The 14445-nt window shown below is 74.5% G+C and carries 15 protein-coding genes; 5 read left to right on the forward strand and 10 right to left on the reverse strand.

Going from position 1 to position 14445, the window contains the following annotated elements; all coding sequences use genetic code 11:
• Positions 1–86 precede the first annotated feature (86 nt).
• Together ACLQ22_RS21200 and ACLQ22_RS21205 are read right to left on the reverse strand one after the other, a co-directional pair.
• Positions 87–734 carry a response regulator transcription factor gene (locus ACLQ22_RS21200; RefSeq protein ID WP_366643445.1) on the reverse strand — a complete coding sequence of 216 codons (648 nt, stop codon included), beginning with the start codon at positions 732–734 and terminating at the stop codon, positions 87–89.
• Positions 731–1687: a HAMP domain-containing sensor histidine kinase gene (locus ACLQ22_RS21205; protein WP_425693829.1), complete on the reverse strand. Its 957-nt coding sequence runs from the start codon at positions 1685–1687 to the stop codon at positions 731–733. The genes ACLQ22_RS21200 and ACLQ22_RS21205 overlap by 4 nt, the downstream gene beginning before the upstream one ends.
• 516 nt (positions 1688–2203) lie before the next feature.
• Between ACLQ22_RS21205 and ACLQ22_RS21210 the strand changes: the two genes are divergently transcribed.
• Both ACLQ22_RS21210 and ACLQ22_RS21215 read left to right on the forward strand, forming a co-directional pair.
• Positions 2204–3502, forward strand: a complete 1299-nt coding sequence (locus tag ACLQ22_RS21210) for an SLC13 family permease (protein WP_425693830.1) — start codon at positions 2204–2206, stop codon at positions 3500–3502.
• A gap of 73 nt (positions 3503–3575) precedes the next feature.
• Entirely contained in the window at positions 3576–4061 is a 486-nt protein-coding gene (locus ACLQ22_RS21215) for a TrkA C-terminal domain-containing protein (protein WP_425693831.1), read from the forward strand.
• 58 nt (positions 4062–4119) lie between these two features.
• On the opposite strand, the gene ACLQ22_RS21220 is transcribed toward ACLQ22_RS21215, so the two are convergent.
• The 6 genes from ACLQ22_RS21220 to ACLQ22_RS21245 all read right to left on the reverse strand — a co-directional run bounded on the left by ACLQ22_RS21220 (position 4120) and on the right by ACLQ22_RS21245 (position 9303).
• On the reverse strand, positions 4120–5118 hold the full coding sequence (locus ACLQ22_RS21220) for a tyrosine-type recombinase/integrase (RefSeq protein WP_425693832.1): 999 nt from the start codon (positions 5116–5118) through the stop codon (positions 4120–4122).
• Between the two features lie 47 nt (positions 5119–5165).
• Positions 5166–6803 (reverse strand): ribosomal protection-like ABC-F family protein, encoded by a 1638-nt coding sequence (gene abc-f, locus ACLQ22_RS21225; RefSeq protein WP_425693833.1) that lies wholly within the window; start codon positions 6801–6803, stop codon positions 5166–5168.
• Between the two features lie 315 nt (positions 6804–7118).
• A complete protein-coding gene (locus ACLQ22_RS21230) occupies positions 7119–7550 on the reverse strand; it encodes an Hsp20/alpha crystallin family protein (protein ID WP_425693834.1) in 432 nt (143 codons plus the stop codon).
• A 95-nt stretch (positions 7551–7645) separates the two neighbouring features.
• On the reverse strand, positions 7646–8131 hold the full coding sequence (locus ACLQ22_RS21235; RefSeq protein WP_425693835.1) for a GNAT family N-acetyltransferase: 486 nt from the start codon (positions 8129–8131) through the stop codon (positions 7646–7648).
• Between the two features lie 71 nt (positions 8132–8202).
• On the reverse strand, positions 8203–8721 hold the full coding sequence (locus ACLQ22_RS21240) for a DUF2087 domain-containing protein (protein WP_425693836.1): 519 nt from the start codon (positions 8719–8721) through the stop codon (positions 8203–8205).
• An 84-nt stretch (positions 8722–8805) separates the two neighbouring features.
• Positions 8806–9303 carry a MarR family winged helix-turn-helix transcriptional regulator gene (locus ACLQ22_RS21245; protein WP_425693837.1) on the reverse strand — a complete coding sequence of 166 codons (498 nt, stop codon included), beginning with the start codon at positions 9301–9303 and terminating at the stop codon, positions 8806–8808.
• Between the two features lie 68 nt (positions 9304–9371).
• Between ACLQ22_RS21245 and ACLQ22_RS21250 the strand changes: the two genes are divergently transcribed.
• Entirely contained in the window at positions 9372–10613 is a 1242-nt protein-coding gene (locus ACLQ22_RS21250) for an MFS transporter (protein WP_425693838.1), read from the forward strand.
• A 19-nt stretch (positions 10614–10632) separates the two neighbouring features.
• Here the strand turns inward: ACLQ22_RS21250 and ACLQ22_RS21255 are convergent, their stop codons facing one another.
• Complete coding sequence (locus ACLQ22_RS21255; RefSeq protein ID WP_425693839.1) at positions 10633–11265, reverse strand: response regulator; 633 nt, start codon at positions 11263–11265, stop codon at positions 10633–10635.
• Positions 11262–12470: a sensor histidine kinase gene (locus ACLQ22_RS21260; protein ID WP_425693840.1), complete on the reverse strand. Its 1209-nt coding sequence runs from the start codon at positions 12468–12470 to the stop codon at positions 11262–11264. Before ACLQ22_RS21260 ends, ACLQ22_RS21255 begins: the two co-directional genes overlap by 4 nt.
• Positions 12471–12650: 180 nt before the next feature.
• Between ACLQ22_RS21260 and ACLQ22_RS21265 the strand changes: the two genes are divergently transcribed.
• Together ACLQ22_RS21265 and ACLQ22_RS21270 are read left to right on the forward strand one after the other, a co-directional pair.
• Entirely contained in the window at positions 12651–13721 is a 1071-nt protein-coding gene (locus ACLQ22_RS21265; protein ID WP_425693841.1) for an ABC transporter permease, read from the forward strand.
• Positions 13718–14398 (forward strand): ABC transporter ATP-binding protein, encoded by a 681-nt coding sequence (locus tag ACLQ22_RS21270; protein ID WP_425693842.1) that lies wholly within the window; start codon positions 13718–13720, stop codon positions 14396–14398. Before ACLQ22_RS21265 ends, ACLQ22_RS21270 begins: the two co-directional genes overlap by 4 nt.
• Positions 14399–14445: the final 47 nt, after the last annotated feature.

Consider the following 14445-nt stretch of genomic DNA (forward strand, 5'->3'; position numbering starts at 1 on the left):
CCCGCAGGAAAGTCGGCCCTGTCGTTCCCGTGCCGGCCGGCCGGGTCGCGGTCGCCGCCCGCGCCCGTCACCCCCGCCGCGCGCGGTCACGGCTCGATGAGCCCGGCCCGGATGGCGTAGCGGGTCAGTTCCAGCCGGTCCCTGAGGCCGAGCTTCTGCAGCAGGTTGGCCCGGTGCCGTTCGACGGTCTTGACGCTGATGAACAGCAGGCGGGCGATCTCCTTGGAGGAGTGGCCCTCGGCGACGAGCTTGAGGATCTCCTCCTCGCGCTCGGTGATGGCCCTGGCCGGCAGGCTCTCGCCCCGGGCGCTGCGTTCCAGGTAGGTGCGGATGAGGGCGTTGATGGCGCCGGGGTAGAGGAACGGCTCGTCGCGTACGGCGGCGCGGCAGGCCTCGACCAGGTCGCGGTCGGCGACGGACTTGAGCACGTAGCCGTTGGCGCCGACCTTGAGGGCCTCGAAGAAGTACTGCTCGTTGTCGTACATCGTCAGGATGAGGATGCGCAGGCCCGGTTGCTGCCGGGACAGTTCCCGGGCCGCCTGCAGGCCGGTCAGCCGCGGCATGGCGATGTCGAGGATGGCCAGGTCGGGGCGCTCGGTCTGGGCCAGGGCGATGGCCTCCGCGCCGTCGCCGGCCTCGGCCACGACGGTCAGGTCCGGTTCGCTGTCGAGGATGAGGCGCACGCCACGGCGTACGAGGGCGTGGTCGTCGGCGAGCAGGATGCGGGTGGTCACGGCCGGGCCTCGGAGTCGCCGACGGGCACCCGCAGTCGCACCTCGGTGCCGCCGTCCGGGCCGGGCCCCACGCTGAGCTGGGCGCCGATGAGCAGGGCCCGCTCCCGCATGCCGCGTACGCCGGCGCCCTCGGCGGCGTCGCCGATGCCCCGGCCGTCGTCGCGGATCCGCAGCTGCACGTGGCCCGGTCGGCGGGTCAGCGACAGCTCGACGGTGGCGGCCCGCGCGTGCCGGACGGTGTTGGTGAGGGCCTCCTGCGCCACCCGGTAGATCACCAGTTCGGCCTCGCCGTCGAGGGCGGGCAGGTCCGCGTCGAGGTGCTGGCGCACCGACAGGTCCGTGTGCCCGGTGACCTCCGTGACGAGCGCCTTGAGGGCGCTGGTCAGGCCGAGTTCCTCCAGTACTCCGGGGCGCAGCCGGCGGGCGATGCGGCGGATCTCGTCGAGGCTGTCGCGGGTGGTCTCCTGCACCTGGGCGAGTTGGGCGCGGACCGGCTCGGGCGCGTGCCGGGCGACCTGCTTGAGTTCGAGCAGGACCGCGGTCAGCGTCTGGCCGACCTCGTCGTGCAGTTCCTGGGCGACGCGCCGGCGCTCGGCCTCCTGGGCGGACAGGGCGCTGGCCGCGCTGGAGGCCCGCTCCGCCTCCAGCCGGTCGATCATGGCGTTGAAGGCGCGGATCAGGTCCGCGATGCCGGCCTGACCGGCCGGGACCGGGCGGGGTTCGGGTTGCAGCAGGTCGATGGTGGTCATGGCCCGGGTCAGCCGGTGCAGCGGCGCGAGGCCGACGCGCAGCAGCGCGGCGTTGGCGACCAGCATCGCGGCGAGACCCACGGTCAGCACGACGGCCTCGGTGAGCAGCACGGGGGTGGACACCGTGACCGGGCCGAGCAGCAGCAGCGTGGCGGCGACGAGTACGGCGGCGTTGAGCAGGAAGATCCGCCAGAACAGCGACACGACGGTACCTCCCCTCCCGGTCCGGTTTCGACGCCGTCCGACGCCGGCGCTCGTCCGCGGCGCGGGACGCGACGGGCCGGCACGCGCCGCGGCGGTGATCACCCTCATCATGGCCAGCCTGTCGGCCGGGGCGCGTCCTGTAAATGCGTGCCGGCACCCATTATCCCGCGGGTCCGCCGGGCCGCGAACAAGCCGGGCAACGACCGGGCGGCCGACAAGCCGGGCATCGACCGGGCCGGCGGCAAATGGGTGTCAGCCCCGATGTCGGCCCGCAGCGGACCGATGACCATGAACGCGAGCCCGGGGCCGGGAGCCGCTCCGGGCTCCGATGCCTCGTGCCCGGCTCCCACCGTCGCCGCCCGTGCGGGCGTTGTCCGCCGCGCCGTGCCGAACCCGGGAGGACCCTGTGAACCGTCATCCGATGGTGACCGAACCCGCGCCACCGGAAGCCCGGACGGTCACCCGCGCGCACCGGCGCGGCGGCGTGGAGCACGGTCCGCCGCCGGGCGGGTGCCCGTGAGCGCGTGGCCCGCCCTCGCCGCGATCGTCATCTTCACGGTCGCCTTCGTCTTCATCGCCACCGAGAAGATCAACCGGGTCGCGGTGGTGCTGGGCGCCGCCGGCCTGATGGCCGCGCTCGGGCTGGTGCCCGGCTCGGACGTGTTCTACTCGCACCACGCCGGCATCGACTGGGACGTTATCTTCCTGCTCCTCGGCATGATGATCATCGTCGGGGTGATCAAGCAGACCGGCGTGTTCGAGTTCATGGCGATCTGGGCCGCACAGCGCTCGCAGGGGCGGCCGTACCGGCTGATGGTGCTGCTCGTCGCGATCACCGGTATCGCCTCGCCGGTCCTGGACAACGTCACCACGGTGATGCTGGTCGCCCCGATCACCATCTCCGTGTGCCGCCGACTCGGCATGCCCGCCGCGCCGTACCTGATCGCCGAGGTGCTCGCCGCCAACATCGGCGGCGCGGCCACCCTGATCGGCGACCCGCCCAACATCATCATCGGCAGCCGCGCCGGACTGAGCTTCAACGACTTCCTCTGGCACATGGCCCCGATCACGGTGGTGATGTTCCTGGCGTTCCTGGTGCTGGCGCGGGTCATGTTCCGCCGAGCTTTCGTGCACCGCCCCGAGCGGTTCGAGGCCGTACGCGACATGGACGCCCGCGCCGCCATCACCGACCCGCGGATGCTGATCCGCTGCCTGGTCGTGCTCGGCCTGGTGATCGTCGCCTTCACGCTCCACACGGTGATCCACATCGACGTGGCCGTCGTCGCGCTGCTCGGTGCCGGGCTGATGGTCCTGGTGTCCAGGACGGACAAGTCGACCTATCTGGGCGAGGTCGAATGGCCGACGCTGGTGTTCTTCACCGGTTTGTTCGTGATGGTCGCCGGCCTGACCGAGACCGGCGTGATCAGCTGGATCGGCGAACGGGCCAGCGCCGCCGTCGGCGACAACTACTTCGCGGCGGCGACGGGTCTGGTCTTCGGCTCGGCGGTGCTCGGCGCGTTCTTCGACAACATCCCCTACGCGGCGACCATGGCGCCGATCGTGGAGGGCCTCGTCGCGGGGGCCCCGGACCCGGGTACCGGCCAGGCGCTGTGGTGGTCCTTCGCCCTGGGCGCCGACCTGAGCGGGAACGGCACGGCCGTGGCGGCCAGCGCCAACATCGTCGTGCTGGGCATCGCCGCCCGCGCCAAGGAGCCCATCAGCTTCTGGCAGTTCACCCGGTACGGCATCGTCACCACGATCATGACCACGGTCATCGCCTGGGTGTACGTGTGGCTGCGCTACTTCGTGGCGTAGCCGAGCCCTGGCGCACCCACGCCGGCGACCGGCCAGCCGGCCGGTCCGCCGTGCAACACGACAGGAGGCAATGATGCAGATAGAACGCGTGCCGCTGCCCGGTATCGGCGTCGGCTACACCCTGCACACCGGGGAGGGACAGGTGATCGGGGTCGTCTGCCATCGCGGCGGCCGGCGCGACGTCGTCGTCTACGCGCCCGGTGACCCGGACACCGTGGAACGGTCCGTGACCCTCAGCGCGACCGAGGCGCAGGAGGTCGCCGAACTGCTGCACCCCGTCGCCACCATCGACCACGTCACGCACCTGGAACGGCACCGGGAGGCGATCAGCGTCGTCGAGCTGCCGGTCACGGCCGCGTCGCCGTACGACGGCCGGACCCTGGCCGAGGCGGTCGCGCGCGTCCACGGAGTGAGCGTCGTCGCCGTCGTACGCGACGGACGGACCATCACCGCACCGGGGCTGGGGCACGTCCTCGCCCACGGCGACGTCCTGATCGTCGCCGGGGGCCAGCAGAGCATCGAGGCGCTGAGCCGGGCGCTGATCCACACGGACCCGTAGGCCGCGGCTACCGGCCGGTGGATGCCGCGTACGCGCGGCGTCCACCGGCCACCGCGGCTCAGCCGCGGCGGCGGGCCCGCGCCGCCCAGATGGCGTACGCGGGATCGCGGTCGAGGTTGTGCCGGTCCCGGTCGTAGCGACGGGTGGTGCGCGGGTCGGCGTGGCCCATCGCGTCCTGCACGTCCTCCAGGGGCACGCCCTCGGCCCGGGCGGTGGTGGCGAACGCGTGCCGCAGCGAGTGCGGCGACAGCCTCGCCCAGGCCGGGATGCCGGCCGTGCGGGCCAGCCGGCGCACCAGCCGGAACATCGCGTGCCGGTCCAGCCGGGCCCCGCTGGCGGTGACCAGCAGCGGGCCGGTCAGCTCGTGCACCGCCACGCCCTGCGCGGCGGCCCGCTGGGCCAGGTACGCGTCGACCGCGTACGCGGTGCCGGGGGTCAGGGCGCGGCGGCGCGACTTGCCGCCCTTGCCGACGAACCGCACGCTGCGGTGGCCCCGCTCGGCGCCCAGGTCGGCCAGGTCGAGCGAGACCAGCTCCCCCACGCGCAGTCCGAGGTCGGCCAGCAACGCGAGCGCGGCCCGGTTGCGCGCGGCGGTCGGCCCGGTGTCGGCCTCGGCGGCGGCGAGCAGCGCGTCGACCTCCTCGGGGGTGAGCCCGACCGTCGCGGAGTGGTCCCGGTCGATGCGGGGGCGGTCGGCGCCGGCGACCGGGTTGGCCTCGACCGCGCGCAGCTTGACCAGGAAGTCGTACCAGCTGGACAGGGCGGAGAGCCGGCGCGCGACGGTGGCGGGGGTGAGCGGCTTGCCGGTACGCGCGCCGAGCGTGGCCTCCAGCGCCCGACCGTACTCGTTGACGTGCAGGAAGTTCGCCTGCAACGGGTCCAGTTCGCGGGCGGCGCACCACGCGAGCCAGCCGGCGACGTCGCGCCGGTACGCGTCGCGGGTGTGCTCGGACAGCCGCCGGTTGCGCAGCCACGCCTCGGTGAAGTCGACGGGTCCCCCGGGCAGGGCCAGCGGGGTGGGCCGGCTTGGCCGCGCCGGAGCGTTCGGGGAGAGCATGTGAAAAAGGTTCTCAGCTCCGGGTCGGGAACGGGAGGAGGCGCGCCCTACGCGATCGTGGCCACCGCCGGCTCCTCGACGATCCGCCGGTCGACCAGCCGCCAACGCCGGTCGACCCCGACCGCCTCGGCGAACCAGGCGTCGTGGCTGACCATCACCAGGGTGCCCCGGAACTGCCGCAGCGCCTCCTCCACCACGTCGAGGGCGTCGAAGTCGAGGTAGTTCGTCGGCTCGTCGAGCAGCAGCACCTCGGCCGGGCTGTTCACCAGCACCGCGAGCAGCAGCCGGCGCAGCTCACCCGCGGAGAGCACCCGCAGCGGCACGTCCCACCGCTCCGGGCCGAACAGGTGGGCGTCGAGCAGCCGTTCGGCGTCGTCGACGTACACCGGCACCCGGGAGCGGAAGTAGTCGCGCACGGTGACGTCGGTACGCAGCGCGTCGTGGGTCTGCGGCAGTACGGCGACCGGCTCGTCGGCGACGACCTCGCCCCCGGCGGGGTGTTCCTCGGCGGCGAGGGCCCGCAGCAGGGTGGTCTTGCCAGCGCCGTTCGCGCCGGTGAGCAGGATCCGGTCGCCGGCGCGGACGCTCAGGTCGACGCGGTCGAGCAGCACCCGGCCGCCGGCGCGCAGCGTCAGGCCCCGCGACCGCAGCACCTCCCGCCCGCCGGTGCCCTGCTGGGGGAACGCCAGCGTCAGCGGTGGCCGGGTACGGGGCTCGGCGAGCCAACGGATCGAGTCCATCTGCCGGCGCAGCCGCCGCTCGCGGGCCTTGGCCTTCTTCGCCACCTTCTTGGCGTAACGGCGCTGCTGGTCGGCGCCGAGGCCGCTGCGCACGGTCTCCTCGACTCCGCGGGCCTGCTCCTTGGTGCGGTCGATGTCGGCAAGCCAGCGCCGGTGGTCCTTCTGCTGTGCCTCGTAGTCCAGCAGCAGCCGCTGCCAGCGGCGCGTCTTCTCCGCCCGGTAGTCGCTGTAGCCGCCGGTGTAGGTCTGCGGCGCCTCGTGGATGCCGTCCAGCTCGACGATCCTGGTCACCGTGCGGTCCAGGAACGCCCGGTCGTGGCTGACCACCAGCACCGCGCCGGGAAAGCCCGCCAGCCAGTCGCCGAGCCAGGCGATCCCGTCGGCGTCGAGGTGGTTGGTCGGCTCGTCGAGCACCAGCAGGTCCGGGGCGTGCAGCAGCACCCGGGCGAGGGTGAGCCGGGCCTGCTCGCCGCCGCTGACCCGGCGCAGCGGGGTGTCGTCGTGCAGATGGTCGACGTCGAGGCGCTGGCGGACCTCCGTCAGCCGGGCCTGTGCCCGCCAGCCGTCCAGCGCCGCCCACCGTTCCTGTGCGTCGCCGTACTCGGCGAGCGCCGTGCCGTCGCCGTCGGCCATCCGCCGTTCCAGATCACGCAGCAGTGCGGCCAGGGGTTGCAGCTCGCCGAGCCCGGCGGCGAGGAACTGCCCGACGGTGGCGTCCGGGTCCGGCACCTGCTGGGCGAAGTAGCCGACCCGGACGCCGGGAGCCAGGGCGACGTGCCCGCCCGACGGTGGTTCCTCGCCGGTGAGCACCCGCAACAGGGTGGACTTGCCCACGCCGTTCGGGCCCACGAGGCCGACCCGGTCGCCGGCGTTCAGGATCAGCTCGACGTCGGTGAACAGCGGCTCGGTGTCGTAGTGCTTGATGACGGACGCGACCTTCAACACGGGTGCTCCTCCGCGGGACGACGGGCGGGGCCGTCGACGCCCGGGCGGGCGGACGGCCGGAACCGGCGGCGGCGGGGCGCTGCCCTGCCGCGTCCTGCGGGATCACATCGTCCGGTCGACTCCTGACGGTTCGGCTGCGGGATCGCCGTCGAGTGTGGCACCGGCCCACGGCCCTCGCCACCGATTTGCCCCTCCCGGCGTGACGCCGCGTACACCCCCGCCGTCGCGGCCGGCTCTCTGGCGCCGCCACCCGCGCCCCCGCAAGCGCCACGGGGCGGGCGGCCGCACCGGCCGTCCCGCCCCCGCCCGCCGGGATCAGGCGTTGATCTGCTTGCGGCCGTTGCCGTTGGCGCTGGCCGTGACGGTGACCCGGCGGGGCTTGGCCCGCTCCGCGACGGGGATCCGCAGGGTCAGCACGCCGTTGTCGTAGCCGGCCTCGAGCTTGTCGGTGTCGAGGGTGTCACCGAGGAAGAGCCGCCGGGTGAAGGTGCCCATCGGGCGTTCGGCGGCGACGAGTTCGACGTTGTCGCCGGCGGGCCGGCGGCGCTCGGCGCGCACGGTCAGCACGTTGCGCTCGACGGTGCAGTCGATGCTGTCCGGGTCGACGCCGGGCAGGTCGAACGCCGCGTAGAACCAGTCGCCGTCGCGGTAGGCGTCCAGGGGCATGATCGCGGGGCGCGCGGCGGTGCCGAAGAACTGCTCGGTGATCCGGTCGAACTCACGGAACGGGTCGGTACGCATCAACATGGCCTGCCTCCTCGGTTCTCCTGGCCGAAGGTCCTTGAGTTGAGCCGATGCGACTCAACTTCCTCCTCTGTATTTAGCGCGTTGCGGCCGCGTCGTCAACTCAGGACCTTCTCGAACCAGTGCTCGGCGTAGGGGCCGTCGTTGTACGCCGGGATCTCCCGGTAGCCGTGCCGGGCGTACAGGGCGCGGGCCTCGACCAGGTCGCCACGGGTGTCCAGCCGGATCCGGTCGACCCCGGCGGCACGGGCCCGCCCCGCCGCGGCGGCGAGCAGGACCGCCCCGCCGCCGCGGCCGCGGTGTGCGGGGCGCACGTACACCCGGGTCAGCTCCGCCCAGCCCGGCCGGTACCGCAGCCCGGCGCAGCCGGCCGGACGACCGTCGCGGTGCGCGACCAGGAGGATCCCGGTGGGTGCGGCCAGGTCGTCGCTCGGCTCGTCGGCCATCGCCGCCGCGACCTCACCCGGCCTGACCGGGCGGCCGTGGTAGCGGCGGACCATCTCCTCGAAGTACTCCTCGAGCAGGGCCGTCGCCTCGGGCCGGTCGGGACGGGTCGGGGCAGTCGTCCAGGCTGTCGCGCTCACCCGTAGATCCTCGCCGCCGGGTCAACGGGATATCTTGCGGGCCACGACGGGGGCGAGCCCGAGGCGGACGGTCAGTCGCCGATCCGCCAGTAGACGCCCTGCTCACGGGCCAGCAACTGCTCGTCGATCAGGTACCGGCGCAGCGCCGCGTGGTCGGAGCCGCCGCGCTCGCACCAGCGCCGCAACACCTCGTCCACCTCCCGCTCCGGATAGCGCACCCCCGGCTCGAAGGACTTCGCCACGTGCGCCAGGACCACCCGCCGCCGGGCGCGCTGCGCCGGCAGGCCGGTCAGCCTGTCGTCGCGCACGAAGGTGCGCAGCACGCGGTCCGTGGAGTCGCCGGCCGGACGGGGCGCCGCCGGCGTCCGGGCCGCCTGCCGCAGCCGATCGGCGTCGACCCGCAGGTCACCGTCGCCGCCGGCCACCAGGCCCGCGTCGACGAGCCGGCGGATCGCGGTCAGCACCTGCCGCGCCGGCAGGCCCGTCCGGTCGGCCACCGCCGGGGCGTCGGCGTCGCCCAGCACGATCGCTGCGAAGACCTGCCGCCGTACGTCGTCGGCGAGCGCCCCCGCCAGAGCCTGCGCTGTCATGCGGCCACCCTGCCAGCCGCCGTACGCGGGCCGCACCCCCATTTCCGCCCCCCGCAGAGGGGCACCGCCGCGAGCCCGGCGGGTCTACTCGCCGACCGCCTCGGCGCGCAGCACCACCCGGCGCAGCAGGTCGGACAGCTGCCGCCGCTCGTGCGGGGCGAGCGCGGCCAGCAGCCGGTGCTCCTCGGCGCCCCGGACGTCCATGGCCCCGTGCCAGGCCGCCTGCCCCGCCTCGGTCAGCTCCACGTCGACGCGCCGCCGGTCGGTGGTGGACGGGATCCGGCGCACGAAGCCGCGCCGCAGCAGCGCGTCGACGCGGGCGGTGACGGAGGCAGGGGCCATCGCCAGGTCGCGGGCCAGGTCCGAGGGGGCCGCCCGGCCGCCCCGCCCGGCCAGGGCGTGCAGGGTGTCGTACTCGTGGCCGTGCAGGTCGAGGGCGACCAGGGTCCGCTCCTTGACCTCGCGCAGGTGGCGGGTGAGGAACTGGATCCGGGTCACCGCTCCTTCGACCTCGGGGTCGAGCGTCGGCAGGATCGGCAGCCAGCGCTCGACGTGCCGGTCGACGTGGTCGCGGTCGCTCATGCGGCCCAGCCTATGCGACGTCGAATTATTCGTTGTCGAAAGGTTCGATGTCGAAGTACATTGCCCGGGTGACCCATCCCCTCCGCGTACGCGAGTTCCGGCTGCTCTTCCTCGGCCGTACCGTCTCCACCGTCGGCGACGCGGTCGTGCCCGCCGCGCTCGCCCTGGCCGTGCTGCGGGCGACCGGCTCCACGGGCGCCCTCGCCCTCGTGCTGGCCTGCGCGTTGGTGCCCCGCCTGCTCCTGCTGCCCCTCGGCGGCGTGCTCGCCGACCGCCTCGACGCCCGCCGCGTCGCGATCCTCGCCGACCTCGTACGCTGCCTCGCGCAACTCGCCGTCGGCGTCGAACTGCTCGGCGCCGCATCGCTCGACGTGATCGCGGTGGCCGCCGCCGTCGGCGGCGCCGCCGGCGCGTTCGCCCTGCCCACCGCCTCGCCCCTGGTCGCCGGCACGGTCGAACCGGCCCAACGGCAGCAGGCCAACGCCCTGATGGGCGTCACCGCCAACACCAGCCGCCTCGCCGGCCCCGCCCTCGCCGGCGCGCTGATCTGGGCCGCCGGGCCCGGCTGGGCGTTCGTCCTCGACGCCGCGACGTTCGCGCTCAGCGCGCTGCTGCTCGCGCTCGTCCGGGTCCGCCACGTCCCGATGCCGCGACGGAGCGTCCTGGCCGACCTCGCACACGGCTGGCGGGAGGTCCGCAGCCGCGACTGGTTCTGGACCAGCCTGCTCGGCCACGGCGTGTGGAACGGCGCGGCCGCCGTCCTCATGACCCTCGGTCCGGCGGTCGCCGTGCGTCGCCTCGGCGGCGAGGGCGTCTGGGTGCTGATGCTCCAGGCCGGCGCGGTCGGCATGCTCGCCGGCTCGCTGCTCGCCGCCCGGATCCGCCCCCGCAGACCGGTGCTGACGGCCAACCTCGGGCTGGCCAGCTACGCCGCGCCGCTGGTCCTGCTCGCCGTCGCCGCGCCCGCCCCGCTGGTCATCACCGCCTACGGGGTCGCGCTGAGCGCCATCGGCTACCTCAACCCGGTGTGGGAGACCGTCGTGCAGGGACAGTTCCCGCCGCACGTCCTGGCCCGGGTCACCTCGTACGACTGGCTGGTCTCCCTCGGTGCGATGCCGCTGGGTTACGCCCTCGCGCCGATGGCCGCCCGGACCTGGGGCGAGCCCGCACCGCTGCTCGCGGCGGGCGCTCTGGTCCTCGTCGCCTGCGCCGGCACCGCCGCCGTGCCCGGCGTGCGGCGGCTCACCTCGTCGCCGGTGCCGCCCGCCGACGAGACGAGCCGCCGCACGCTGAACGCACCGAGCGCGTGACCGGCCGGCACGGCCCCCCTCACAGACGAATCAGTCCGCGGGCCCTGGCGGCGGCGACGGCGGCGGTACGGGAATCGACGCCGAGCTTGCCGTAGACGTGCACCAGGTGCGTCTTGACCGTCGCCGGGCTGAGGTGCAGCCGCCGGCTGATCTGCTGGTTGGACAGCCCGTCGGCGACTAGTTGCAGGACCTCGGTCTCGCGACGGCTCAACGCGGTGCCCGGGGACCGCAACCGGCCCATCAGGCGACGGGCGACGGCCGGGGCGAGGGCGGACCGGCCGGCGGCCGCCGCGCGCACGGCCGCGGCGAGTTCCTCGGGCGGGGCGTCCTTGAGCAGATAGCCGATCGCGCCGGCCTCCACGGCGGCGAGGATGTCAGCATCGGTGTCGTAGGTGGTCAGCACCAGCACGACCGGGCCGTCGGGGCGGGCGGTGATGGCGGCGGTGGCGTCGGCGCCGTGCATCCCCGTGCCGAACCGCAGATCCATGAGCACCACGTCGACCTGGTCCCGTTCGGCCAGCGTGACGGCCCGCTCGGCGGTGGCCGCCTCGGCGACCACCTCGAAGTCGGGCTCGGTGGCGAGGACGGCGCGCAGCCCGGCACGCACGACCGGGTGGTCGTCGGCCAGCAACAACCGAATCCGACCGCTCATGCGCCCGCCGCCGTCGCCTCGGCGCCCGGAGACGGAAAGCTCACGGCCAGCCTGACGCCGCGACCGGGCGTCGACTCCACGGCCAGGGTGCCGCCGAGTTCCTCGGCCCGGGCCCGCATCGCGGCCAGCCCGAACCCCCCGTCGCCGCCCGGCCGGCTGACGGCGTCGCCCACGTCGAAGCCGGACCCGTCGTCGATCACGTCGAGGACCACACCCGGGTCGCGATATCGCAGCGTCACGTCGGCGCGGGTGGCCCCGGCGTGGCGCACGGTGTTGGCCAACGCCGACTGGGCGATCCGCAGCAGGGCCACCTCGTGGCCGGTCGGCAGGCGCACCGCCGTCCCGTCGAGATGCAGACGTACGGCCAGCCCGGACGCCGCGGCGGTGGCGGCGCACAGCCGCCGCAGCGCGCCCGGCAGCGAGGCGCCGTCGAGGCCGGGCGGGGTCAGTGCGCGGACGAACCGTCGGGCCTCGACGAGGTTGTCCTGCGCCGTGCGGCGGGCCTGCTCGACGTGCCCGGCCGCCACGTCCAGGTGGTCCGGAAGGGCCCGCTGCGCGGCACGCAACAGCAACTGGATGCTCGACAACCCCTGGGCGAGGGTGTCGTGGATCTCGCGGGCCAGGCGTTCGCGTTCGGCGAGGACACCGGCGGCGTGCTCGGCGGCGGCCAACTCGGCGCGGGTGGCGGTCAACTGCTCGATCAACCGCTGGCGGCGCTCGCTCTCGCGGTACAACGCCTGGTAGCCGAGCACCGTGCCCACCGCGACCGCGGCGCCGATGCCCGGGCCGATCACCACTCCCGGCGTGATCGTCCCCTGGTGGCCGGCGACACCGGCGACCGCCACCACCGTCGTCGCCGCCACCGCGAGGGTCCCCCAGCGGGCGGGCAGCAGGTGCAGGTGCAGCAGGAACAGCGGGAACGCGAACCACACCCCGTCCGGGGTCAGGACCAGCAGCACCAGCCACCCGGCCGTCAGCACCGCCAGCCACGCCACCGCGGCGCGGCGGGACCGGCGCACCAGCGGCAGCACCGCCCCGAGGGCATAGACGACGGCCAGCGTCACCGACGCGGCGAGCACGGCGGCCCGCTGCGGCCCCTGCCCGGTGACGGCACGTACGGCGGCGACCGCGAGGAGGACTCCGACCAGCAGGTGCAGGCAGACGCGCAGCACCCGCAGCGGCCGAGCGAGCGATTCCGGGTTCACGATGTCTCCAGGCTAGGACGCCTGCGGCCACCGCCATCAACCAAAAGGTTGATCCCGCCGTACGCAGTTCGACGTCGCGAACCCGATCGGTGGCGCGATGGCTGCGGCCGCGATCCGGACGACGGTTGGTGCCGTGCCACCACCGTGGCCCTGCCCCGCTACCGGAAGGCTGATGCGATCGTGTTCGTCGCATGGAGAGATCTGCGGTTCGCCAAGGGCCGCTTCGCCCTGATGGGAACGGTCGTCGCGCTGATGACGCTGCTGGTGGTCCTGCTGTCCGGGCTGACGGCCGGCCTGGGGCGGGGCAGCACCTCGGCCATCGCCGACCTGCCCACCGACCACCTGGTGTTCTCCGCCCCGGCCGGCGGGCAGAAGCTCTCGTTCACCGAGTCGACCGTCAGTCGGGAGCAGTGGCGGCGCTGGCAGGCCGTGCCGGGGGTGACCGGCGCCGCGCCGCTCGGAATCGCCACCACCAGGGTCGGCGCGGGCGACCGCAGCGCCGCGCTGACCGTGTTCGGCGTCCCGCGCGGGTCGGGCCTGGCACCCGACACCCTCGCCCCCGGTCGGGCCGTGTTGTCCCGGGGGGCCGCCGACGCGCTGGACGCCCGAGCCGGACAGACCGTGTCCGTCGGCGGACGCCGGCTGACCGTCGCCGCGGTGACCGGCGACGCCTCCCACAGCCACACCCCGGTGATCTGGACCGACCTGGACGACTGGCATGCCCTGGCCCCCGGCACCGACGGCGACGCCGCGACGGTCGTCGCGCTGAGAACCACCCGCGACGCCGACCTGGCCGCCGCCGACCGGCAGCTGGGCACCCGTACGGTCACCCGATCGGCGGCGCTGTCCGCGATCGGCTCCCACACCGCCGAGAACGGGTCGTTGCAACTCATGCGCGGGATGCTGTTCGCGATCTCCGCCCTGGTCGTCGGCGCGTTCTTCACCGTGTGGACCATCCAGCGCGCGCCCGACGTCGCCGTGCTGAAGGCGCTCGGCGCCACCACCGGCCACCTGCTGCGCGACGCCCTCGGGCAGGCCCTGGTGCTGCTGCTCGCCGGCACGGCCACCGGCACCGCGCTCGCGGTCGCGGTCGGCGCCGCAGCGGCCGGCGCGGTGCCGTTCGCGCTCACCGCCGAATCCGTGCTGTTCCCGGCCGCCGTGACGATCGCGCTCGGCGCGTCCGGCGCCGCCCTGTCCATCCGCCGCATCACCTCCGTCGACCCGCTGATCGCCCTGGGGAGCGCCCGATGAGCCTCGACCTCGCCGACGTCACGCTGACCTATCCCGACGGCGACGCCCGACTGACCGCACTCGACCGGGTCAGCCTGCGCGTGCCGGCGGGCACCACCACCGCCGTCATCGGCCCCTCCGGCTCCGGCAAGTCGAGCCTGCTGGCGGTGGCCGCCACGCTGATCACCCCCGATTCGGGCACGGTGGTCGTCGCCGGAACCGACACCGCGGGGCTCGGCCGACGGCGCACGACCGCGCTGCGGCGCGAGAAGATCGGAATCGTCTTCCAGCAGCCCAACCTCATCGCCTCGCTGACCGCCGCCGAACAGGTGCAGGTGATCGCCCACCTCGCTGGCCGTTCCCGCCGCGCCGGGCGCGCCCGCGCCGCCGAGCTGCTGGCGGCGGTGGGGCTCACCGAGCAGGCCGACCGTCGCCCGCACCAGCTCTCCGGTGGGCAGCGTCAGCGGGTCAACATCGCCCGCGCCCTGATGAACAACCCGGCGGTCCTGCTGGTCGACGAGCCCACCAGCGCGCTGGACCACGAGCGCGGTGCGGCGATCGTCGAGCTGGTCACCGGCCTCACCCGGCAGCGCGGCACCGCCACCGTCCTGGTCACCCACGACCGGGAGCACCTGCACCGCGTCGACGCGGTCGCCGAGATGGTCGACGGCCGGCTGCGCCTGCCGGCCCCGGCCTGAACACGCGTCGGCGGCTCGCGTACGGCCGGCGGCGGGGTGTCGCCGGA

This window comes from Micromonospora sp. DT178 (assembly GCF_049841695.1).
GTDB lineage: Bacteria > Actinomycetota > Actinomycetes > Mycobacteriales > Micromonosporaceae > Micromonospora.

Bases quoted from the DNA above. Each gene is read 5' to 3' on its own strand.
- ACLQ22_RS21245 (WP_425693837.1), bottom strand. From the start codon at position 9,303: ATGAGCGACCGCGACCACGTCGACCGGCACGTCGAGCGCTGGCTGCCG.
- ACLQ22_RS21215 (WP_425693831.1), top strand. From the start codon at position 3,576: ATGCAGATAGAACGCGTGCCGCTGCCCGGTATCGGCGTCGGCTACACC.
- ACLQ22_RS21220 (WP_425693832.1), bottom strand. From the start codon at position 5,118: ATGCTCTCCCCGAACGCTCCGGCGCGGCCAAGCCGGCCCACCCCGCTG.
- ACLQ22_RS21270 (WP_425693842.1), top strand. From the start codon at position 13,718: ATGAGCCTCGACCTCGCCGACGTCACGCTGACCTATCCCGACGGCGAC.
- ACLQ22_RS21240 (WP_425693836.1), bottom strand. From the start codon at position 8,721: ATGACAGCGCAGGCTCTGGCGGGGGCGCTCGCCGACGACGTACGGCGG.
- ACLQ22_RS21230 (WP_425693834.1), bottom strand. From the start codon at position 7,550: ATGTTGATGCGTACCGACCCGTTCCGTGAGTTCGACCGGATCACCGAG.
- ACLQ22_RS21255 (WP_425693839.1), bottom strand. From the start codon at position 11,265: ATGAGCGGTCGGATTCGGTTGTTGCTGGCCGACGACCACCCGGTCGTG.